This window comes from Streptomyces albus subsp. albus (assembly GCF_000719865.1).
Taxonomy (GTDB): Bacteria; Actinomycetota; Actinomycetes; order Streptomycetales; family Streptomycetaceae; genus Streptomyces; species Streptomyces albus_E.
In genome coordinates this window covers 105430-126288 of record NZ_JOID01000014.1, presented here as the reverse complement: position 1 = coordinate 126288, position 20859 = coordinate 105430, and the positions used below count along the sequence as shown (strand labels likewise).

Annotated in this window: 25 protein-coding genes; 12 read left to right on the top strand and 13 right to left on the bottom strand. The window is 73.5% G+C overall.

Annotated elements, in window-relative coordinates; genetic code table 11:
* Positions 1–110 precede the first annotated feature (110 nt).
* On the top strand, positions 111–854 hold the full coding sequence (locus IF83_RS0115670; RefSeq protein WP_030544801.1) for a response regulator transcription factor: 744 nt from the start codon (positions 111–113) through the stop codon (positions 852–854).
* Positions 851–1999, top strand: a complete 1149-nt coding sequence (locus IF83_RS0115665; protein WP_030544800.1) for a sensor histidine kinase — start codon at positions 851–853, stop codon at positions 1997–1999. The genes IF83_RS0115670 and IF83_RS0115665 overlap by 4 nt, the downstream gene beginning before the upstream one ends.
* Here IF83_RS0115665 and IF83_RS0115660 read toward each other — a convergent pair.
* Complete coding sequence (locus tag IF83_RS0115660) at positions 1974–3047, bottom strand: NAD-dependent epimerase/dehydratase family protein (protein WP_030544799.1); 1074 nt, start codon at positions 3045–3047, stop codon at positions 1974–1976. The two genes, IF83_RS0115665 and IF83_RS0115660, sit on opposite strands and share 26 nt — an antisense overlap.
* Before the next feature lie 561 nt (positions 3048–3608).
* Here IF83_RS0115660 and IF83_RS0115655 point away from each other — a divergent pair.
* The 3 genes from IF83_RS0115655 (at position 3609) to IF83_RS34095 (ending at position 5630) form a co-directional block, all read left to right on the top strand.
* Positions 3609–4514 (top strand): permease, encoded by a 906-nt coding sequence (locus tag IF83_RS0115655; protein ID WP_030544798.1) that lies wholly within the window; start codon positions 3609–3611, stop codon positions 4512–4514.
* Positions 4511–5254 (top strand): TIGR03943 family putative permease subunit, encoded by a 744-nt coding sequence (locus IF83_RS0115650; protein WP_030544797.1) that lies wholly within the window; start codon positions 4511–4513, stop codon positions 5252–5254. The genes IF83_RS0115655 and IF83_RS0115650 overlap by 4 nt, the downstream gene beginning before the upstream one ends.
* Before the next feature lie 199 nt (positions 5255–5453).
* The gene (locus tag IF83_RS34095; protein ID WP_167343588.1) at positions 5454–5630 is read left to right on the top strand and encodes a hypothetical protein; all 177 of its coding nucleotides are present in this window, start codon (positions 5454–5456) and stop codon (positions 5628–5630) included.
* A gap of 89 nt (positions 5631–5719) precedes the next feature.
* On the opposite strand, the gene IF83_RS0115640 is transcribed toward IF83_RS34095, so the two are convergent.
* Positions 5720–6946 (bottom strand): acyl-CoA dehydrogenase family protein, encoded by a 1227-nt coding sequence (locus IF83_RS0115640; RefSeq protein ID WP_030544796.1) that lies wholly within the window; start codon positions 6944–6946, stop codon positions 5720–5722.
* A 154-nt stretch (positions 6947–7100) separates the two neighbouring features.
* Here IF83_RS0115640 and IF83_RS0115635 point away from each other — a divergent pair, with 154 nt between their 5' ends.
* Complete coding sequence (locus IF83_RS0115635) at positions 7101–7745, top strand: TetR/AcrR family transcriptional regulator (protein WP_030544795.1); 645 nt, start codon at positions 7101–7103, stop codon at positions 7743–7745.
* 40 nt (positions 7746–7785) lie between these two features.
* Here the strand turns inward: IF83_RS0115635 and def are convergent, their stop codons facing one another.
* Positions 7786–8376, bottom strand: a complete 591-nt coding sequence (def, locus tag IF83_RS0115630) for a peptide deformylase (RefSeq protein ID WP_051722804.1) — start codon at positions 8374–8376, stop codon at positions 7786–7788.
* 199 nt (positions 8377–8575) lie between these two features.
* Here def and IF83_RS0115625 point away from each other — a divergent pair, with 199 nt between their 5' ends.
* The 5 genes from IF83_RS0115625 to IF83_RS34090 all read left to right on the top strand — a co-directional run bounded on the left by IF83_RS0115625 (position 8576) and on the right by IF83_RS34090 (position 13153).
* Positions 8576–9814 carry a Mur ligase family protein gene (locus tag IF83_RS0115625; RefSeq protein WP_030544793.1) on the top strand — a complete coding sequence of 413 codons (1239 nt, stop codon included), beginning with the start codon at positions 8576–8578 and terminating at the stop codon, positions 9812–9814.
* Between the two features lie 31 nt (positions 9815–9845).
* Positions 9846–10574, top strand: a complete 729-nt coding sequence (locus IF83_RS0115620) for a type 1 glutamine amidotransferase (RefSeq protein WP_030544792.1) — start codon at positions 9846–9848, stop codon at positions 10572–10574.
* Positions 10575–10789: 215 nt separating this feature from the next.
* Positions 10790–11815: a 6-phosphofructokinase gene (locus IF83_RS0115615; RefSeq protein ID WP_030544791.1), complete on the top strand. Its 1026-nt coding sequence runs from the start codon at positions 10790–10792 to the stop codon at positions 11813–11815.
* Positions 11816–11959: 144 nt separating this feature from the next.
* Positions 11960–12910 carry a cytochrome c oxidase assembly protein gene (locus tag IF83_RS0115610; RefSeq protein ID WP_030544790.1) on the top strand — a complete coding sequence of 317 codons (951 nt, stop codon included), beginning with the start codon at positions 11960–11962 and terminating at the stop codon, positions 12908–12910.
* A gap of 84 nt (positions 12911–12994) precedes the next feature.
* On the top strand, positions 12995–13153 hold the full coding sequence (locus tag IF83_RS34090) for a hypothetical protein (protein WP_030544789.1): 159 nt from the start codon (positions 12995–12997) through the stop codon (positions 13151–13153).
* 594 nt (positions 13154–13747) lie between these two features.
* Here the strand turns inward: IF83_RS34090 and IF83_RS0115600 are convergent.
* The 10 genes from IF83_RS0115600 to IF83_RS0115555 are packed head-to-tail and all read right to left on the bottom strand — an operon-like array spanning position 13748 to position 19444.
* A complete protein-coding gene (locus IF83_RS0115600; protein WP_030544788.1) occupies positions 13748–14029 on the bottom strand; it encodes a gas vesicle protein K in 282 nt (93 codons plus the stop codon).
* Positions 14026–14241, bottom strand: coding sequence for a gas vesicle protein (locus IF83_RS0115595; RefSeq protein ID WP_030544787.1), 216 nt, complete (start codon positions 14239–14241; stop codon positions 14026–14028). Before IF83_RS0115595 ends, IF83_RS0115600 begins: the two co-directional genes overlap by 4 nt.
* Positions 14242–14272: 31 nt before the next feature.
* Positions 14273–15190 carry a GvpL/GvpF family gas vesicle protein gene (locus tag IF83_RS0115590; protein WP_244177088.1) on the bottom strand — a complete coding sequence of 306 codons (918 nt, stop codon included), beginning with the start codon at positions 15188–15190 and terminating at the stop codon, positions 14273–14275.
* A gap of 56 nt (positions 15191–15246) precedes the next feature.
* On the bottom strand, positions 15247–15624 hold the full coding sequence (locus IF83_RS0115585) for a gas vesicle protein (protein WP_030544785.1): 378 nt from the start codon (positions 15622–15624) through the stop codon (positions 15247–15249).
* Between the two features lie 9 nt (positions 15625–15633).
* Positions 15634–16704, bottom strand: a complete 1071-nt coding sequence (locus IF83_RS0115580) for an SRPBCC family protein (protein WP_037680108.1) — start codon at positions 16702–16704, stop codon at positions 15634–15636.
* A 6-nt stretch (positions 16705–16710) separates the two neighbouring features.
* Positions 16711–17580, bottom strand: a complete 870-nt coding sequence (locus IF83_RS34310; protein ID WP_030544783.1) for a histone H1-like repetitive region-containing protein — start codon at positions 17578–17580, stop codon at positions 16711–16713.
* Positions 17580–17849 (bottom strand): gas vesicle protein GvpG, encoded by a 270-nt coding sequence (locus IF83_RS0115570; RefSeq protein ID WP_051722803.1) that lies wholly within the window; start codon positions 17847–17849, stop codon positions 17580–17582. The genes IF83_RS34310 and IF83_RS0115570 overlap by 1 nt, the downstream gene beginning before the upstream one ends.
* Position 17850: 1 nt before the next feature.
* Positions 17851–18591 (bottom strand): GvpL/GvpF family gas vesicle protein, encoded by a 741-nt coding sequence (locus IF83_RS0115565; protein ID WP_030544781.1) that lies wholly within the window; start codon positions 18589–18591, stop codon positions 17851–17853.
* A gap of 3 nt (positions 18592–18594) precedes the next feature.
* Entirely contained in the window at positions 18595–19089 is a 495-nt protein-coding gene (gene gvpJ, locus IF83_RS0115560; RefSeq protein ID WP_030544780.1) for a gas vesicle protein GvpJ, read from the bottom strand.
* A 13-nt stretch (positions 19090–19102) separates the two neighbouring features.
* On the bottom strand, positions 19103–19444 hold the full coding sequence (locus IF83_RS0115555; protein ID WP_030544779.1) for a gas vesicle protein GvpO: 342 nt from the start codon (positions 19442–19444) through the stop codon (positions 19103–19105).
* Positions 19445–19899: 455 nt separating this feature from the next.
* Here IF83_RS0115555 and IF83_RS0115550 point away from each other — a divergent pair, with 455 nt between their 5' ends.
* On the top strand, positions 19900–20598 hold the full coding sequence (locus IF83_RS0115550; protein ID WP_030544778.1) for a lysophospholipid acyltransferase family protein: 699 nt from the start codon (positions 19900–19902) through the stop codon (positions 20596–20598).
* Positions 20599–20859 lie beyond the last annotated feature (261 nt).

Sequence of the window (20859 nt, the reverse complement as noted above, 5' to 3'; positions counted from 1 at the left end):
CGAAGACAAATGCCGCATAAGAGACTTTGACTTCTTACGAAACCGGGACGCCGGCCCCCGGTGGCCCGCATCCGCTCCCGGCCGCCGCGCCGGGCTGCGAGTCTGGCCGGATGGAGCAGACTTCACCGGGAACCCGGGTCCTCGTGGTGGACGACGACCCCACCGTCGCCGAGGTCGTCACGCGCTACCTCGAACGCGACGGCCATGTCGTCGACCGCGCGGCGGACGGCCCGTCGGCCCTGGCCCGCGCGGACGACCGCCCGCCCGATCTTGTCGTACTCGACCTCATGCTCCCCGGCATGGACGGGCTCGCGGTCTGCCGCGGCCTGCGCGAACGGGGCCCCGTCCCCGTCATCATGCTCACGGCGCGCGGCGAGGAGGACGACCGCATCCTGGGCCTGGAGACCGGGGCCGACGACTATGTGACGAAGCCCTTCAGCCCGCGCGAACTGGCCCTGCGCGTGCGCTCGGTGCTCCGCCGCGGCACCGCCGCGGGCAGCCTCCCGCCGCCCGGCCCGCTCCTGGCGCGCGCGGGGATCGAACTGGACCCGGCGGCACGGCGCGTCGTCCGGGACGGGACGGAAGTGGCGCTCACGGTAAGGGAGTTCGACCTGCTGGCCTTTCTGATGCGGCATCCCGGACGCGCGTTCGGGCGCGAGGAGCTGATGCGGGCGGTCTGGGGCTGGGACTTCGGCGATCTGTCGACCGTCACCGTGCACGTCCGCCGGCTGCGCGGGAAGATCGAGCCCGACCCGGCGGCGCCCCGCCTGATCACCACGGTGTGGGGGGTCGGCTACCGCCTCGACGACCCGCAGGCCGGCCCGGCACGGGCGGAGAGCGGGGCCCGGCCGTGACGGACACCCTGCTGATCGCCCTGTTCGCCTTCCTCGGCGCGGCCGCCGCCGGCCTGGCGGGGGCCCTCGCCCTGCGGCTGCTGCGCCATCGCTCGGTCGCCCTCTCGCTGACCGTCGTGGCCGCCGTGGCGGTGACCGCCATGCTGGCCGGGACGCTGGCCGTGGCCTGGGCGATGTTCCTCTCCCCGCACGACCTGTGGGCGGTGACCACGGTGTGCGCCATGGCCGCCGTGGTGTCCCTGGCCACCGCGCTGCTGCTCGGCCGCTGGGTGGTGGCCCGCAGCAACGCCCTCGCGCTCGCCGCCCGTTCCTTCGGCGAGGACGGCGGCTTCGTCCCGCCCGAGGCACCGGGGACGGCGGAGATCGACGCCCTGGTCCGCGAACTGGCCGCCACCAGCGGGAAGCTGGAGGCGTCCCGGGAGCGCGAGCGGGCCCTGGAGTCCTCCCGCCGGGAACTGGTCGCCTGGATCTCGCACGACCTGCGCACGCCGCTGGCCGGGCTGCGGGCCATGGCCGAGGCGCTGGAGGACGGCATGGCGGCCGACCCGGACCGCTACTTCCGGCAGATCCGCACCGAGGTGGACCACCTCAACGCCATGGTCGGCGACCTCTTCGAACTCTCCCGCATCCACGCCGGGGCACTGCCACTCAGCCCGGTCCGGGTCTCCGCCGCCGAACTCGTGGGCGAGGCGCTCGACGGGGTGGTCCCGCTGGCCCGGGAGCACGGCGTGCGGCTGGTCGGCGAGCGGGACGAGACGGCGGCCGACGCCATGGCGGTCGAGGTGGACGCGCAGGCCATGTCCCGCGTCCTCGGCAACCTCATGATCAACGCCATTCGCAGGACGCCGGCCGACGGCACGGTCGCGGTGTCCGCGCGGCGCGGCGGCGACGACGCCTCCGTGGTGCTCTCCGTCACCGACGGGTGCGGCGGCATCCCGGAGGAGGACCTCCCGCGGGTCTTCGACACCGGCTGGCGCGGCAGCCACGCCCGGACCCCTCCGGCGGGCGAGGGCCCCCCGGCGGGCGCGGGCCTCGGCCTGGCCATCGTCCGGGGCCTGGTCGAGGCGCACGCCGGGCGGGCCGCCGTGCGCAATGTGCGCGGTGGCTGCCGCTTCGAGGTCACCCTGCCGGCCGCCCCGCGGTGACGGGCTCGCGCTGCGGCGCGCGGGCGAACTCGGCCATGCCCGCGGCGAACCCGACCGCGGGCCGCCAGCCGAGCTCGGTCATCAGCCGCCGCGAGGAGGCGGTGATGTGCCGCACGTCGCCCAGCCGGTACTCCCCCGTGACGACCGGCTCGGGACCGCCGCAGGCGCGGGCCAGCTCGGCGGCCGTCTCGCCGATGGTGCGCGGCGTGCCGCTGCCGGTGTTGTAGGCGCGGAAGCCGCCCTCGGGACGGCCGGGCAGCGCCTCCAGCACGGCGAGGTTGGCGGCCGCGACGTCACGGACGTGGACGAAGTCCCGCCGCTGGCCGCCGTCCTCGAAGACCCGCGGCGCCTCCCCGCGGGCGAGGGCCGAGCGGAAGAGCGAGGCGACCCCGGCGTACGGGGTGTCGCGCGGCATCCCGGGCCCGTAGACGTTGTGGTAGCGCAGGGAGACCGCGCGGCCGCCGGTGGCCCGGGCCCAGGCCGCCGCGAGATGCTCCTGGGCCAGCTTGGTCGCCGCGTAGACGTTCCGCGGATCGGCCGGCGCGTCCTCGGTGACCGGGCCGGGCTCCAGCGGCAGACCGCACTCCGGGCAGGCGCACTCGAAACGGCCGGCGGCGAGATCGGCCGGTGCGCGGGGGCCGGGCCGCACGGTGCCGTGCCGGGGGCAGTCGTAGCGTCCCTCGCCGTAGACCACCATCGAGCCGGCGAGCACCAGCCGGGACACCCCGGCCGCCGTCATGGCGTCCAGCAGGACGGCCGTGCCGAGGTCGTTGCAGCCCACGTACTCCGGCGCGTCGGCGAAGTCCTTGCCCAGTCCGACCATCGCGGCCTGGTGGCAGACGGCCGATACACCGCGCAGAGCCTCGGACACGGCGGCCCGGTCCCGGATGTCGGCGCGGATCAGACCGGCGTCCGCGGCCGGCGGGCGGCCGGCGTGGGCCCGCGGATGCAGGCTGTCCAGAACGACGGGTTCGTGCCCGGCGCGGGCGAGGGCGGTGACGATGTGCGAGCCGATGAACCCGGCTCCTCCGGTGACGAGTACGCGCATGACGGTGACGCTAGGCGACAGAGCCGCTCAGCGGGCCGCTCCGCGCCCGGCGGTCACGGATTCGTAAGAGACCGGCGCGCGGGACGCGCGGCCGGGCCGGCGCGGGAGGCCCGGCACAAGAGAGGCCCGTCCGGTGCGACGGGGGATGCACACCGGACGGGCACATGACCTTTCTACCGCATCACGGCCGTCTTATGCGGCAAAAACGTATTCGGTTTTACGCCAATGGTGGCCCGTTCCCGGAGCCCCCCGCGGCACCGGCGGACGGGCCCGTGCCGGCCCCCGGACAGCAGCACGGAGCCCCCCACGATCGGCTGAAACCGTGCCGAACTGCCCGGTTCCGCCCTGCTCGGTGACTAGGGTGAGCACCCCCCGTAGCCGACGTTCGAGGTCAGTGTGCAGAGCGCGGAAGAGCTGGTCAGCCCGGAGCCACCGCCGTCCACGTCCCCGGCCGCGAGACCTCCGGGTCCCCCGTTCCGGAGCGGCGCGGCGGGCCGGGCCCTCACCGGCTTCGCCGGGCGGCTGCCCGCGGCCGGCCCCCTCGCGGGGTGCGCCGCGGCGGTGGTCCTGGTCGTCGCCGCCTCGCCGTGGGCGACCCATCCGGCGGTGCAGGCCTGGCGCACGGTGTGCGTCGCCATCGCCGTCCAGGCCGTCCCCTTCCTGCTGCTGGGCACGGCGCTGTCCGGGGCGATCAACGCCTTCGTGCCGGAACGGTGGTTCACCGGGATGCTGCCGCGCAGGCCCGCGCTGGCCGTACCGGTGGCGAGCGCGGCCGGGATGGTGCTGCCGGGCTGTGAGTGCGCCTCCGTGCCGGTGGCGGGAAGCCTCATCCGGCGCGGGGTGGCCCCCGCCGCCGCGCTGGCCTTCCTGCTGTCGGCACCCGCCGTCAACCCGATCGTGCTCACCGCCACGGCCGTGGCCTTCCCCGGCGCGCCGGAGATGGTGGCGGCCCGGCTGCTGGCCTCGCTGCTGGTCTCGGCCGCCATGGGCTGGCTCTGGCTGCGGCTGGGCCGCGCGGAGTGGCTGCGGCTCCCGTCCCGCCGCGGCGGGCACCGGCCCGGGCACAGCCGGTGGGAGGAGTTCCGGCTCGGTTTCCAGCACGATTTCCTGCACGCCGGAGGCTTTCTGGTGCTGGGCGCCATGGCCGCCGCCACCTTCAACGTCGCGGTGCCGCGCTCCGTGCTGGACGTGTTCGCGGACTCGGCCTGGCTCTCGGTGCTCTTCCTGGCCGGGCTGGCGGTCGTGCTGGCGGTCTGCTCCGAGGCCGACGCCTTCGTCGCCGCCTCGCTGACCGGTTTCTCCCCCACCGCCCGGCTGGCGTTCATGGTGGTCGGGCCGATGGTCGACCTGAAGCTGATCGCGCTCCAGTCCGGCACCTTCGGCCGGGCCTTCGCCGTCCGGTTCTCGACCGCGACCGCCGTCGTGGCCGTCGCCGCGAGCGCGCTGACGGGATGGTGGCTGCTGTGAGGCGCAACGTCCAGGTGCTGCTGCTGGTGCTGTCGGGAGCGGGGCTGCTGCACATCTCGCTGCTGACGGACGTCTGCCTGCGGTTCGTGAAGGAGGGGCTGCGCCCGGCGCTCGTGCTGTCCGGAGCGGTCCTGGTGCTGCTCGGTCTGGTGGCGGCGGCCCGGGACGGCTTCCCGTACGACCGGCGGCCCCGGGCGGGCGGCCGGGCCGCGGACGGCGGCCACCACGGCCATGATCACGCCCGGGGCCCGGGCATCGCCTGGCTGCTCTTCTTCCCCGCGCTCAGCCTGCTGTTCTTCACCCCGCCCGCGCTCGGCGCGTACACGGCGGCGCGGGAGACGGGGGCGCCCGCCGAGGAGCCGGTACGGCACTTCGCCCCACTGCCCGCGGGGTCGTCCGTGCCGCTGACCCTGACCGAGTTCCGGCTGCGCGCCCGGCAGGACCGGTCGCGGAGCCTGGAGGACCGCACGGTGGCGCTCATGGGATTCGTCACACCCGCCCGGGACGGGGGGTGGTTTCTGTCAAGGCTGCTGGTCAGCTGCTGTGCGGCGGACTCCCGGGCGGTAAAGATCAAGGTCCGCGGGGCGGTCGCGCCGCCCGCCGACTCCTGGGTGCGGGTCACCGGCCACTGGCGCCCCGGGCCGGCGACACGGGAGGTGGAGATCGACGCGGAGATGGTGCGCCCCGTGCCCGAGCCGGCCAATCCCTACCAGGACACGGCACCGCCTCCGACCAGGTGAAACACCGGATTTCACGGGGGTGCGGCGCCCGGCCGCGGGCATTGGCGAGGCCCCGCGCACGGGGGAGAACGCGGGGCCTCACTCCGGAGAACGGGAGATCCGGCGAAAAGGTTCCGGGTTCCGGGGAATTCTTCGCGAGGTCGCGGAGCGTCACCCCGGCGGGAACCGGTTGTCATACCGGGCCCGTATTCTGGAGGACATGTCTACCTCTGGACCCTCTGTCCCCGCGCGTCCGGCCGCCGACCACGCGAACGCGGCGATCCGCGCTTTCGTGGCGGGCCGCACCTCGTGGTCGGCAGCCGATCTCGCGGAGCTCGACCGGCTCCGCACGGAGTGGCGGCGCGCCCTCCGCGAGGAGATCACCCGGGCCGCCTGAGCCCGCCGGCCGGCACGGCCCCGTAACGCCCCGCGGCCGGCTCCGGCGCACCCGTCCCGGTGCGCCGGAGCCGGCCGCGCCGATCCGGGTCAGCGGATCGGCATTCCCGACAGCGTCCGCGCGATGACCAGGCGCTGGATCTCGCTGGTCCCCTCGAAGATCGTGTAGATCGCCGCGTCCCGGTGCATCCGCTCCACCGGGTACTCCCGGGTGTAGCCGTTGCCGCCGAGGATCTGCATGGCCTGGGCGGTGACGGTCTTGGCGACCTCCCCCGCGTAGAGCTTCGACATCGAGCCCTCGGCCGCCGTGAAGGGCTTGCCGGAGGCCGCCATCCAGGAGGCCCGCCAGACCAGCAGCCGGGCGGCGTCGATCTGGGTGCGCATGTCGGCGAGCTGGAAGGCGACGCCCTGGTTGTCGATGATCGGGCGGCCGAACTGCACCCGGGTCTTCGCGTAGTCCAGGGCCACCTCGTACGCGGCGCGGGCGATGCCGACCGCCTGGGCGCCGACGGCCGGGCGGGACGCCTCGAAGGTGGCCATGGCCGCGTTCTTCACGCGCTCGCCGCCGCTCTTGGCGCGCTCGCGGGCACGGGCCAGCCGCTCGTCGAGCTTGTCCTTGCCGCCCAGCAGGCAGCTCCCGGGGATCCGGACGTCCTCCAGCACGACCTCCGCGGTGTGCGAGGCGCGGATGCCGTGCTTCTTGAACTTCTGGCCCTGCGAGAGGCCCTTGGTGCCCGGCGGGACGATGAAGGAGGCGTGCCCCTTGGAGCCCAGCTCGGGGTCGACGACAGCCACGACGACGTGCACGTTGGCGATGCCGCCGTTGGTCGCCCAGGTCTTGGTGCCGTTGAGCACCCACTCGTCCTTGGCCTCGTCGTAGACGGCGCGGGTGCGCATGGCGGAGACGTCGGAGCCCGCGTCGGGCTCGGAGGAGCAGAAGGCGGCGACCTTCACGTCGTTCGCGTCGCCGTACATCTGGGGAACCCAGGTGCCGATCTGCTCCTCGGTGCCGTTGGCGAGCACGCCGACGGCCGCGAGGCCGGTGCCGACGATCGACAGGCCGATGCCGGCGTCGCCCCAGAACAGCTCCTCCATCGTCATGGCGATGCCGAGGCCCGTCGGGTCGAAGAACTGCTGGGCGTAGAAGTCCAGCGAGTAGAGGCCGATCTTGGCGGCCTCCTGGATGACGGGCCAGGGGGTCTCCTCGCGTTCGTCCCACTCGGCCGCGGCCGGCCGCATGACGTCCGCGGCGAAACCGTGGATCCATTCCCGGACGGCCTTCTGCTCGTCGTTGAGATCGAGCGCGAACTCTGCCATGTCCCCTCCACCTGCTTGTTACTTGCGGTAACTATACCCTGTTACCGACTGGTAAGCCCTGTCAAGCCCGGTCGCCCGTCCGGCCCCCGGCCGGGCGAAGTGTTACGTTGCGTCGCGGGGGACCCAGCAGGAAGGACGGGGTGGGAGAGACGCCATGGAGACCAGTCAGCGGGAAGACCAGCAGCGGGCGGCCCGCCGCCGGCGCAAGGAACTGCTGGAGGCCGCGGACCGGGTGGTGCTGCGCGACGGCCCCGGTGCCTCGATGAACGCCATCGCGGCCGAGGCCGGGATCACCAAACCCATCCTCTACCGGCACTTCGGCGACAAGAGCGGCCTCTACCGGGCCCTCGCCGTCCGGCACACCGACGCCCTGCTCGCCGGCCTGCGCGCCGCCCTCGACGCCCCGGCGGCCGACCGCCGCGAGCGCGTCGAGCGCACCCTCGACACCTATCTTGCGGCCATCGAGTCCAGACCGCAGGTCTACCGCTTCCTCATGCACCCGGGCGAGGAGCCCAGCACCTCCGAGCAGGGCTTCGACACCCGGCACTCCGCCCCGCTGCTGCGCCGGATGGGCGAGGAGCTCGCCCAGGTCATCGCCGAGCGGGTCGACCTCGGGTCCGACGGTGACGAGCGGGCGCGGGTCTGGGGGCACGGCATCGTCGGCATGATGCACGCGGCCGGCGACTGGTGGCTGCGTGAACGCCCCGTCCCCCGCGCTCAGTTGGTGGGCCATCTCGCCGAGCTGCTATGGGGGCGGCTGGCCGAGGCCGGCGACCGGGTGGGCGCGCCCGGCTTCTGACGGCCCGACGGCTTCCGCCGGGCCGGCCGCCCGGGGCCGCTCAACAGCCCCGTCCCGCCGGGACCGCCGCCGCTGCCGCGGCCCGGTCGGGCTCCCGGTTCCAGGCCGCCCGCCGGACCGCCCGCAGCGCGCGGCGGCGCCGCAGGCCCGCGACCCGGTCCAGATAAATCCCGCCCTCCAGATGGTCCGTCTCGTGCTGGAGGCAGCGAGCGAAGAAGCCGCTGCCCGTCACCCGCACCGGAGCGCCCGTACGGTCCGTGCCCTCGACGACGGCGTGGTCCCAGCGGCCCGTCCCGGCCTCGACACCGGGCAGCGAGAGACAGCCCTCCGGGCCGGTCACCGACACCCCTCCGGTCTCCACCAGCCGGGGGTTGACCACGTGGCCGAGGTGCCGGCGGTCCTCGTCGTCCGGGCAGTCGTAGACGAACACCCGCAGCGGTACGCCGATCTGGTTCGCCGCCAGGCCGACGCCGCGGGCGGCGTACATGCTCGCGAAGAGGTCCTCCACCAGCCGGGCCAGTTCCCCGTCGAAGGACGTGACCTCCGCACCGGGCGTACGCAGCACCGGATCGCCCAGCAGCCGCACCGGTCGGACGGAACCCGAACTGCCGGGGATCGCACCATGTCGCATACCGGCCAGCCTACGGACCGGCCCCTCCGGCCCGGTACGGCGGGTAACAGCAGGGTGGCAGGTTAAGGGCCGCGCCCGGATCTCGATAGGCTGAGCGTCGACCGATCCCTCCCGGCTGGTGATTCGGCGCGGAGGGGGCGTACCACCCGGCCGGCCGGGGGCGGGGGTGCGGCGCCGGATGCGAGGAGGAGCAAGAACGATGGCAGGCAACTCGGACCCGCTGTCGCCGCGGGCCAAGCTGGCCGTGACGGCGGGCAGGGCCGCGGCGGCGGCATCACGGGCGGTGGGCCGCGGCAGCGGGTCGGTGATCGGGGGCAAGGTCGCGCTGCGGCTCGACCCGGATCTGCTGGCCCGGCTGGCGGGGCATCTGGACGTGGTCCTGGTCTCGGCGACCAACGGCAAGACGACCACCACCCGGCTGATCGCCGAGGCGCTGCGCGCCAGCGGTCCCGTGGTGTCGAACGCGCTGGGCGCCAACATGCCCGCGGGCATCACCTCGGCGCTGGCCGGCGGCTCGGACGCCAAGTACGGCGTCATCGAGGTGGACGAGAAGTACCTCGCCGGGGTCGCGCGGGACGTGACCCCCAAGGCGATCGCCCTGCTCAACCTCTCCCGCGACCAGCTCGACCGCGCGGCCGAGACCCGGATGCTCGCCGAGAAGTGGCGCGAGGGCCTGGCCGGCAACAAGGCGACGGTCATCGCCAACTGCGACGACCCGCTGATCGCCTGGGCCGCCTCCTCCTCCCCCAATGTGGTGTGGGTCGCGGCGGGCCAGGCCTGGAAGGACGACGCCTGGTCCTGCCCGTCCTGCGGCGGTGTGCTCCAGCGGCCCTCCGACGACTGGTTCTGCTCCGAGTGCGGCTTCCGCCGCCCGATGCCGAGCTGGGCGCTGGCCGGCGACCACGTGGTGGACCCGCACGGCTCGGCCTGGCCGATCCGGCTGCGGCTGCCCGGCCGGGCCAACAAGGCCAACGCCGCGACCTCCGCCGCCGTCGCCGCGCACTTCGGGGTCCCCCCGCAGGTGGCGCTGGAGCGGATGTACGAGGTCCAGGCCGTCGCCGGCCGCTACGACGTCGTCCGGTTCCTGGACCGCGACCTGCGGCTGCTGCTGGCCAAGAACCCGGCCGGCTGGCTGGAGACCTTCTCCCTCATCGACCCGCCGCCCACCCCGGTGATCCTTTCCGTCAACGCCCGCGGCGCGGACGGCACGGACACCTCCTGGCTGTGGGACGTGGACTACACCCAGCTCGCCGGCCACCCGATCTTCGTCATCGGCGACCGCAAGCTGGACCTGGCCGTGCGGCTGGAGGTCGCGGGGCTCGACTTCCGCGTCTGCGAGAACGCCGACGAGGCCGTGCGGCAGGCGCCGCCCGGGCGCATCGAGGTGATCGCCAACTACACGGCCTTCCAGGACCTGCGCCGCCGCGTGGGCAACTGACCCCGCCCCGACCCCCTTGAGGAATGCGAGCATGAGCGACAGCAGCCTGCGCCTGGTCTGGGTCTACCCGGACCTGCTGAGCACGTACGGCGACCAGGGCAACGCCCTGGTGGTGGAGCGGCGGGCCCGCCAGCGGGGCCTGGAGGTCTCCCGCGTGGACGTCCGCAGCGACCAGCCGGTGCCCACCTCCGGCGACATCTATCTGATCGGCGGCGGCGAGGACCGGCCGCAGCGGCTGGCGGCCGAGCGGCTGCGCCGCGACGGCGGCCTGAACCGGGCCGTGGCCAACGGCGCGATCGTCTTCTCGGTCTGCGCCGGCTACCAGATCCTGGGCCACGAGTTCATCAACGACCTGGGCGAGAAGGAGCCGGGGCTCGGCCTGCTGGACGTGGTGAGCACCCGGGGCGAGGCCGCCCGGTGCGTCGGCGACGTCCTGGCCGACATCGACGGCCGGCTGAATCTTCCGCCGCTGACGGGCTTCGAGAACCACCAGGGCGTCACCCACCTCGGCCCGACCGCGCGCCCCTTCGCGCGGGTCCGCTTCGGCAACGGGAACGGCACGGGCGACGGCACGGAGGGCGCGTACAACGACACCGTCTTCGGCACGTACATGCACGGCCCGGTGCTGGCCCGCAATCCGCAGATCGCCGATCTGCTGCTCAAGCTGGCCCTCGACGTGAACGCGCTGCCGCCGACCGACGACCGCTGGTACGAGGCGCTGCGCCAGGAGCGGATCGCCGCGGCGACCCAGCCCGCCTGAGCCGGGACGGGAGTGTGCCGCCGCCGGGCCGGCCGCCGGCCGCGGGTGGTCGGCTTCCGGCTTCCGGGGCCGGTGCCGGTTGACGGCGGGATGAACAGTCCGGTCCGCTCCTCGGACAACGCCGCGCCCCGCCACCCCGCGCTTGTAGGGTGGCGGGGATCCAACCGGACGACGGCGTCCGGTCTCCGGTTGAGTTGCAGAGGTTGGGATACGCCATGCGTATTGGTGTGCTCACGTCCGGCGGCGACTGCCCCGGTCTGAACGCCGTCATCCGCTCGGTCGTGCACCGCGCCGTCGCGGACCACGGCGACGAGGTCATCGGATTCAACGACGGCTGGAAGGGCCTGCTGGAGGCCGACTACCGCACGCTGGACCTGGACGCGGTGAGCGGCATCCTCGCCCGCGGCGGCACCATCCTCGGCTCCTCCCGCGTCCAGCCGGCCCACCTGGTGGACGGGGTGGAGCGGGCCCGCGGCCATGTCGAGGAGCTCGGCCTGGACGCCGTCATCCCGATCGGCGGCGAGGGGACGCTCAAGGCGGCGCGGCTGCTCTCCGACGCCGGGCTGCCGATCGTCGGGGTGCCCAAGACGATCGACAACGACATCGCCGGCACCGACGTCACCTTCGGGTTCGACACCGCGGTGGGCGTCGCCACCGAGGCGCTGGACCGGCTCAAGACCACCGCCGAGTCCCATCAGCGGGTGCTGATCGTCGAGGTCATGGGCCGGCACACCGGCTGGATCGCGCTGCACTCCGGCATGGCGGCCGGCGCCCACGCCATCGTCGTCCCCGAGCGGCCCTTCGACATCGACGAGCTGACCGCCCGGGTCGGCAAGCGGTTCCTGGCCGGGAAGAAGTTCGCGATCGTCGTCGTCGCCGAGGGCGCCAAGCCCCGCGCCGGCTCGATGGACTTCGACATCGGCGGCAAGGACATCTACGGACACGAGCGGTTCGCCGGCGTCGCCCGGCAGCTCTCCACCGAGCTGGAGCACCGGCTCGGCAAGGAGGCCCGCCCGGTCATCCTCGGCCACGTCCAGCGCGGCGGCACCCCCACCGCGTACGACCGGGTGCTGGCCACCCGCTTCGGCTGGCACGCCGTGGAGGCGGTGCACCGCCGGGAGTTCGGCAGGATCACCGCGCTGCGGGGCACCGACATCCGGCTGATCCCGATAGCCGAGGCGGTCGAGTCGCTGAAGACCGTGCCGCGGGAGCGGTACGCCGAGGCCGAGACCGTGCTGTAGACCGGCCGGAACGCTTGCGGAACCCTCTGGAACGCCCCCGGCCGGGATCCCGGCCGGGGGCGGTTCTACTCTGGTGGCTGCGGAGGGCGCGGATCGCGCGGAACCCCCGCGAAAGCGGTATTCCCGCGCAAGAGGAGAGAGCGGATGGATCACGGCGAACACGGCATGACCATGGATCTGCCGCCCTTCACCCTCGCCCGCGGCCTGGAGTTCACGGGCGACCCGTTCTTCCTCGCCGCCTGCCTGGTCGCGCTGGCCCTCTACGGCTGGGCCGTGCTCCGGCTGCGGCGGCGCGGCGACGCCTGGCCCGTGGGGCGTACGGTCGCCTGGGTCACGGGTCTTGCCAGCATCGTGCTGGTGATGTCCACCGGGCTCAACGAGTACGGCATGGTCATGTTCAGCGTGCACATGGTGCAGCACATGGTGATCAGCATGGTCTCGCCGATCCTGCTGCTGCTCGGCGCGCCGGTGACCCTCGCGCTGCGCGCCCTGCCGACGGCGCCCCGCGGCCACAAGGGCCCGCGCGAGCTGCTGGTGGCGCTGCTGCACAGCCGCTATGTGCGGATCATCTCGCATCCGGCGTTCACCATCCCGATGTTCATCGCCAGTCTCTACGGTCTCTACTTCACCCCGCTCTTCGACTGGCTCATGGGCAGCACGGCCGGGCACATCGCGATGATGGTCCACTTCCTGGCGGTGGGCCTGGCCTTCTTCTGGCCGATCATGGGCGTGGACCCGGGGCCGCACCGTCCGGGCTACATCATGCGCATGCTCGAACTCTTCGCCGGGATGCCGTTCCACGCGTTCTTCGGCATCGCGCTGATGATGGCGACCGCGCCGATGGTCGGGACGTACGCCGACCCGCCCGTGTCGCTGGGACTCGACGCGCTGGCCGACCAGCAGGCGGCGGGCGGCATCGCCTGGGCGTTCAGCGAGATCCCCTCGGTGATCGTGCTGGTGGCCCTGCTCTACCAGTGGCACGGCTCGGAGGAGCGGCAGGCCCGGCGCTCCGACCGGGCGGCGGACCGGGACGGCGACCAGGAGCTGGCCGCCTACAACGCCTACCTGGCGTCACTCCAGTCACGCGGTCGGTAGCGGTGGAGGCCGCTTCCGGGTGACGATGGTCTCCTGGCCGCGGTCCGCGCGTCCGCGCGGGGACGGCCGGGAGGAGGATGCGGCATGCCCCCATCTGTGAAGGCGATGACGATCGCCACGGTGGCCGCCCTGGTCGTGGTGACCGCGTACACGGTGGCCCTCGGCGGCAGCGGCTGGCTGTGGTTCGGCTGGATCGTGCTGGCCGGGGTCACGGCCGGCATGGTGGCCCTGCGGGGCCGCTGAGGGCGCCCGGCGATCGTCGGGCCCGGGCACTGCCCGCACTGTCTCTGTCCCGCCGTTCGGCTGCCGCGGCTCCCCCGCCGTCCTGTAGCGCCAGGGGTGGCGGTGGGGGTGGGGATGGGGTTCCGGCACGGTGCGCAGTGGCGCACGGAGCGCTTATGCCCGGTTCCGCCTGCGGGGAGGGCGCGGCCGCGGGGACCGCGGGCACCGTTGGTGACCGGCGTCATTCCGTCACGCGCCCGGTGAGCCCGGCGCGCTCCGGCCGCCGCGCGGCGACGGGGCACCGGAGGACCCGCTCCGGGACGAGAGCGGACCGGCACCCGTCGGCCTGCCCGAACCGCTCGGACGATGCTGCACCCCCCTCCGCACCGGGCCGCGGGGAGTGGGGCGAACGGGCAGCCCTGAGGGCGAGCAGGGTCCGCACCGCCTGCCCGCCCCACTGCGCACCGTGCCGGAACCCCGCCCCCCCTCGCCGTCGCCGCCCTGTCCTCGGCCACTGGCCGTCGGACCCTCGGCCCGGTGCGCGCGAGCGCGGCGCGGGCCGCGGGCCGCCGCTCCCGATGGGCGGCTTCGGCTCCCGGGCACAGCCCGGCACCGTCAGTCGCGGGGCAGCAGGGTCCCCAGCGGGCCCAGGTCGAGGTTGAGGTCCTCGGGGCGCAGCCCGAACCGCTCGCGGAGTTCGGCCATCCGCTCCTCCAGCAGCATCAGGGTCGTCCCGATCCGCTCGATCTGGTCCTCGGTGAGGTCGTCCTCCTCGACGCGGCGGATCGCCTGCCGCTCCATCAGCTGCCGGAGCAGTTCGACGACGGTGAGGACGAGGGCCACCAGGTCCCGCCCGACGGTGTCGGGTTCCACGTCCAGCCGGCGGCCGCCGCTCACAGCGGTCCTCCGTCGGGCCAGGGGGCGGGCATCCGCTCGCTGACCGAGGAGAGCAGCGCGTGCAGCGAGACCCGCACCAGGGGCACCTCGGCGATGGCGATGACGATGTCGCCGCTGATGACGACACCGGTGGCCAGGACCCGGTCCAGGAGGTCCACCAGCGGTACGCCGATCGGGCCGACGGCTCCCTCGGGGCGTTCGTCCCAGGACAGCGTGCGTGCCGGGGCCGTCCCGGCGACCGTGTCAGCCGTCACCCTCGTCCTCCCCGGTGGCTGCGAAGGAGTAGGGCACCCAGGGTCCGGTGACCTCGATGTGCACGCTGGCGGTACCGGGGTCCGCCCGCAGCCGCTGGAGGACGGCGGCGACGGTCTCGTCGCGGTCCCGGTCGATCAGATAGGCCGCGTTCAGCAGCTGTGCGCGCGGGTCGCCGGCCGGCCGGGGATCGTGGATCCGCAGGCGCCGGGCGGCCGCCGAGACGCCGCGCAGGGCGGCGTCCACCTGCTCGGCGGCACGCAGGGCGGCGTTCTGCCGGTCCTCCCGGGCACGGTGCCGGCCGCGTACCCGCGCGAGATAGGCGCGGCCCGCGCCGGGGGCGGGCGCCTCGGCGTCCGGGGCCGTGCCGGTCGACGGGGCCGTGCCGGTCGCGGGGGCGGTGCCGGCGTTGGCGGGAAGCGGGGCGGCGTAGACCTTGACGCCCCATTCCACGCGGCCCGCGATCCGGTCGAACACGGCGTGCAGCCGCTGCTCCTTGGCCCGCAGCGCCGCGCGGACGCGCCCGTCCTCGCGGTAGAGGGTGGCGAGGGGAAAGGGGATCGCGGACGATCGGCCGGCCACCGCGGCCACCACCGCGTGGTGTCCCCGGGCGCAGAGCTCCAGCTCGCCGGGGTCGGACAGCCGCTTGCGCAGGGCCTCCTCGGAGAACTCCGCCGCGGGCACGTCCTGCACGACCGCCGTCAACGGGCCCACCGGGAGAGTGCGAAGAGGTCCGCCGCCGCGGTGGCCGGGGGTCGTGGCGAGAGCCGGGGCGGGATCGCCGTCCCGGCAGACCACGAAGACGCAGGTGAGCGTGGAGCCGGCGGAGACGGCCGCCGGGGCGGCCGGGACGGCGGCGGGGGCCACCCGGGTCGCGGGGGCGCCGGCGGCCGGATCGGTCGCGGTCACGGTCGGAGCCGGGGTCACGGACGGGTACGAGGCCCGAAGCGGGGCCGGGGGCGAGGTCATACCCGGGCACGCTCCCTCTGCCCGGCGCCCCGCTCCTCCGGCTCTCCGGAGCCCCGTTCCAGAGCCGCGATCCGTTCCCGGAGGACCTGGTTCTCCTCGGCGAGCTGGTCCTGCTGGGCGCGGGTGGAGAGTGCCGGGTCCGTCTCCCACCAGTTGATCCCGGCCTTGCGGGCCGTGTCGACGGAGGAGACGAAGAGCCGGATCCGGATCGTCAGCAGTTCGATGTCGAGGAGATCGATCTTGATGTCACCGGCGATCACGATGCCCTTGTCCAGCACGCGTTCGAGAATGTCGGCGAGGTTGGCCGTGGTGGGGCCGTAGGTACAGCAGGCTCCCGAACCCGGCGTGTGCGGGGTCTCAATCGTCGTGGTCATCGCGCCCGCTCACTCCTCTTCCTCGTCCTCCGCCTCGTACTCCTCGTCCTCCTCGTCGCCCTCTTCCCCGTCCTCGTCGTACTCGTCGTCCTCTTCTTCCTCTTCTTCCTCTTCTTCCTCGTCCTCCTCGTCCTCCTCGTCCTCCTCTCCTTCTTCCTCCTCGTCCTCTTCCTCGCCGTCGGGCTCCTCCTCGCCCTCCTGCTCTTCCTCGCCTTCCTCGCCCTCGGGCTCCTCCTCCTCGCCCTCGCGTTCCTCCTCTTCCATCGCGTCCTCGTGGCTGCGGACCACCTCGCCGTCGCGGATCTCACCGCGCCAGCCCTCGGGCTCCTCCTCGGCGCCCAGCGTCACGTACCGCTGGAAGTGCTTGAGGTCGAGCCGCAGCCGGCGGCCCTGGGCCCGCCAGATGTTGGCGGTCTTCTCGAAGAAGCCGGAGGGGTAGTACTCCACGACGACCACGATGCGCGTGAGGTTCGGCGCCAGTTCGTGGAAGGAGACGCATCCCCGGGTGGTGCCCTTGGCGCCCTCGGAGTTCCAGACGATGCGTTCATCCGGGATCTGCTCGTCGATCGTCGCCTGCCAGCCGCGGGTCGACGGGCCGACCTTGGCCTTCCAGTCCGAGGTCACCTCGTCCGACTTGGAGACGTGGCGAACGCCCTTCATGAAGCCGCTGAAGTCCTCGAACTGGCACCAGTAGTCGTAGCAGGTGCGCAGCGAGAGGCCGACGTCGAGGGTTTCGACGATGTTCGTGACCTTGACGTCGCCGGGCTTCTTCTTGCCCTTGCCCTCGCCACCCCCGGCGCCGACCGCGTCCTTGGCCTTGCCCACGATGGTGTCCTTTACTCCCTTGGCCTTCTCGCCCATGAACGCTTTCGCCGGGGATTCCCCGCCCAGCACGCGGGCGCCGACCTTGGGCAGCGTGCCGCCGTTCTCGGCCGCGTCGGTGAGACGTCCGGTGAGGTCGGACAACCGACCGCCCGCCGATTCCACCAACCGCTGCGACTTGGCGCCGAGGTAGTCGCCGAACTCCTTACGGAGCCGGTCGATACCGGATCCGTTCCCGTTCTGGTCCTTATCGGGCATGATCCGCTACCTCCGACGGCCGGACCGGGCGGCCGACTTCTCCGCCGTGGCCTTGCGGGCAGATGTCCTCTTCGCTGCGGTCTTCTTCGCCGGAGCGGTCTTCTTGGCGGGTGCTTTTCTCCCCTGCGGTTTCTTCTGCGCCGGAGCCTTCCTTGCCGGAGCCTTCTTCTGGGCTCTCTTGGCGGCCTGCTTCTTGGCAGCCGGCTTCTCGGCGGTTTCCTTCTTCGGCTGTGCCTTCTTCCGCGCCGGCTTCTTCTCCGCGGGCTTCTTCTGCGCGGCCTTCTTCTGCTCCGGTTTCCGGGCTTCCGGCTTCTTTCGTGCCGGCTTTCGGCCGGTCTTGCGGGCCGGCCGCTCCTCCTCGGCTTCGGGCTCCTCCTCTTCCTCTTCCTCCTCTTCGGGCTCCTCCTCTTCTTCCTCCTCGGCCTCGGGGCCCTCTTCTTCCTCCTCCTGCTCCTCTTCCTCTTCTTCCTCCTCGGCCTCGGGGCCCTCCTCCTCTTCCTCCTCGGCCTCGGGCCCCTCCTCCTCCGGCTCTTCTTCCTCTCCCTCTTCGCCTTCCTCGGTGTCCTCCTGGAGGGCCCGGGTCCGCTCCTGGATGGCGTCCGCCAGCGAGTCGAGCCGGCGGTTGGCGGCGGCCGCGGCCGCCGCCTTGCCCGCGGACAGCAGTTCCCCGCGCACCTGCTCGCCCAGTGAACCGAGCTGCGGGGACGACGTCAGTTTGCGCACGCCGTCGGTGACGATGCTCTGCGGGCTGATCCCCAGTCCCCGGCCGACGAGGAAGGAGGCCAGCCCCAGGACGAGCTTCGCCTTCCGGGTCCGTCCCAGGATGTAGCCGCCCACGACGCCCGCAGCGAGTGCGGATTTGGTGTTCTCGTTCATCAGTGGTGTCCCGTTCCTCTTTCCGCTCCTACCACGGCCGGTCCGGATCGCCGTTCCAGCAGATCCAGCAGTCGTTCCTCCTCGCGCTCGAACTCCTCCATGCCGATCTCCCCGTTCTCCAGCGCCTGGTTGAGCACGACGAGCCGCGCGCGGACCGCCGCGGGATCGTGCAGTTCGTCCTCGGCGGCGTCCGTCATGCGGTTGGCGATCCACACGACGCCCCGCACGGGGGCCAGCGGCAGCAGGGCCAGTTCGGTCAGCAGTCCCATGTCAGGCCGTCGCCGGTACGGAGCCGGGGTCGGCGAAGCTGTAGCAGGGCAGCGGTCCGGTGAGCCGCAGCTCGACCGCGTCCCGGTGCTCGGCGGCCAAGCGCTCCACCGCCGCCCGGAACGGGGCCTCGTTGTCCCGGCCGACGAGGAAGGAGACGTTCCGTACGCACCCCTGTACGTCCGGGCCCTCGACGAGCTGTTCGGCCAGCGGGGCACAGGCGCGCAGCACCTGCTCGACGGCGGCCTTCGCGCGGCGGGTGAGCCCCGCGGCCACCGATTCGCCCAGCCGGAGGCTGCCCTGGTAGCTCGGGCGGCCGCGCACCTCGTCCCGGAGCCGCCGGACCCCCTCGTCCTCCCGCAGGAGGGCGGCCAGCCCGTCCTCCACCGGTGAGGCCTTGAGGTTGAGTTCGCACCGGCCGTCGAGGCGGGTCAGCGCGGCGGACCGCTCCTGTTCGCCGGCGGCCAGGTCCCGCAGCACGGTGTCCTCGTCGGGGGCCACCATGCCGAAGCGCATCGGGAGGACGGGGCCGTCGGCGGCGAGCGCCAGCAGGAGTTCCTGGTGCGCCAACAGGTCCCGGCGCCGGGCCCGGAGACCGGGCGGCGCCGGGCCGGCGACCGCCGCGATCGCGCCGTGGCGGATCAGCCGGAGCGGTCCGGGCGGGTCGCCGACCCCCCGCCGCCCGGCGGGCAGGGGGTGTCCGGTCCGGACGACGCCGTAGACGTAGAGGCCCGCTGCGGTCATGGGTCAGCCCTTCTTCGACGTCGAGCGGCTGCGGGAGGTACCGCGGCTCTCGGTGCGCTTCCGGGCGGCGGTGCGCTTGCGGGGCGCGGGCCGCTCCTCCGCCGCCTCCGTCCCGCCCTCCTCTTCCTCGTCCTCCCCGGACTCGCCGCCGACCACCTGCCGCACCTTCTCGCCGAGCGATCCGGCGGCCTTGCTCGCCTTCTTCTTGCCGACCGCGCCCGCCACGCCGCCGGCACCGCCGAAGAGTTCGGGGACGGTCCGGCTCCGGTTGTCGGACTCCAGATCAAGGCGGTTACAGGCCTCGGCGAAGCGCAGATAGGTGTCGACACTGGCCACCACGATGCGCGCGTCGATCTTGAGGATCTCGATGCCGACCAGGGAGACCCGGAGGAAGATGTCGATCACCATGCCGCGATCGAGGATCAGTTCGAGGGTGTCGTAGAGCGTGCCGGCGCGCGGCACGCACACCATGCCGTCGTTGTAGGTGGTCGTGGTCATGAGGGGAGTCCTCTCAGGGGTGGCCGGCGGGCCAGTCGTCCGACGCTCCGCGCCGGAAGCGGCGGACCCGGCGGTACTGGAGCAGTTCTCCTGCCTGGTCGACATCCACCTGGTAGGTGGCGAGCAAGCTGGTGGTGTCGGGGACGCGCTGGAGTTCCAGGACGTCGATGTCGACCCGCCAGCCCTCCTCGGTCCGGCACACCGCGGACACGCCTTCCGCCGGGTAACCGATCAGACCGGACAGATCGCGGCACGCGTTCCGGGCCGCTTGAACCGGCCCGGTCCGGGACTCTCGTTGCGATTCAGCCGTCTTGGTACCGGTACGCCGGGTCCGTACCTTTTGCTCTGCTGCCATGCGCACCAGTGTGTTCACGAAGCGTGCGGGGCCGCACACGCTGATGGGCCGGACGGATCACCGGGGCCTCGTCCCGCGCGTCCGGCCGGCCGGCTCCCCGCGGTGCGCACACCCGGGCGCCGGAACCGCGGCCCGGGCCGCCCGGGAGATCCTGCGGGCCGACGGTGCACTCCTGCCCCCCCGAGGGCGGCGCGGACGGCGGGCGAGGCCGGCCCTCGCACCCCCGCCGGTCCACCGCCGCCCGCCTCGCCGGAGGCGACGGCCCCGGACCCCGCTGAAGGGCGCCGCCCCGGCACTTCTGACGTCCTGTTACCAGTGCCGAACGGGCCCGGCATAGGGCCGGTCAGAAGTGGTCACAGACGGCGACACCTGCCCATAAACTGATCTCCTGCCTTCCACCCTGGACCTCACGGGACGCAGCCCAGGGCCGATACGGAGCAGTCGGGAGCCGACCTGTGTTCTATTACGTGCTCAAGTACGTGCTGCTCGGGCCGTTGCTGCGGCTGACATTCCGCCCCCGGATCCAGGGCCTGGAGCATGTGCCCGAGGACGGGGCGGCGATCGTCGCCGGCAATCATCTGTCCTTCTCGGACCACTTCCTGATGCCGGCCATCCTCCCCCGCCGCATCACCTTCCTCGCCAAGGCGGAGTACTTCACGGGGCCCGGCCTGAAGGGCCGGCTGACGGCCGCCTTCTTCCGCAGCGTGGGGCAGATCCCGGTGGACCGGTCGGGCGGGAAGGCCGGGCAGGCCGCCATCACCGAAGGGCTCAAGGTGCTGCGGAGCGGCGAGCTGCTCGGCATCTATCCGGAGGGCACGCGCTCGCACGACGGGCGGCTCTACAAGGGCCGCGTGGGCGTGGCCGTGATGGCGCTCCGTGCGGGGGTGCCGGTGGTGCCGTGCGCCATGCAGGGGACGTTCGAGATCCAGCCGCCCGGCCGCCGGCTGCCCCGGCCCGGCCGGGTGACGATCCGCTTCGGGGAGCCGATGGACTTCTCCCGGTTCGCGGGCATGGACGGCGAGCGGGCGGTGCTGCGCGCCGTGACCGACGAGATCATGTACGAGATCATGAAGCTCTCGGGCCAGGAGTACGTGGACCGCTACGCGAACGAGGCCAAGGCCGAGCAGAAGGGCCGGTCCGGCTCCGGGGAGTGACCGGAACCGGCCGCCCGGCGCGCCTGACCCGCCGCGGTGGCCTTCCGGAAAACCGGCCGGCGCCGGCCCGGAACCCGGAGCCCTCGGCTGCCGCCGGGCGGCGCGGCCCCGACCCTCACGGTCTGGACGGTGGCCGGGCCGGCCGCCGTGCTCCTCGCGCCGCTCCGCCGGGGCCGCGCCGGCGCGGACGGCGACCGCCGGACGCCGGCCCCTTCCCCCGCGATCCGACGGCCCGGTGACCGCGCCCGGCCCCGTCGACTC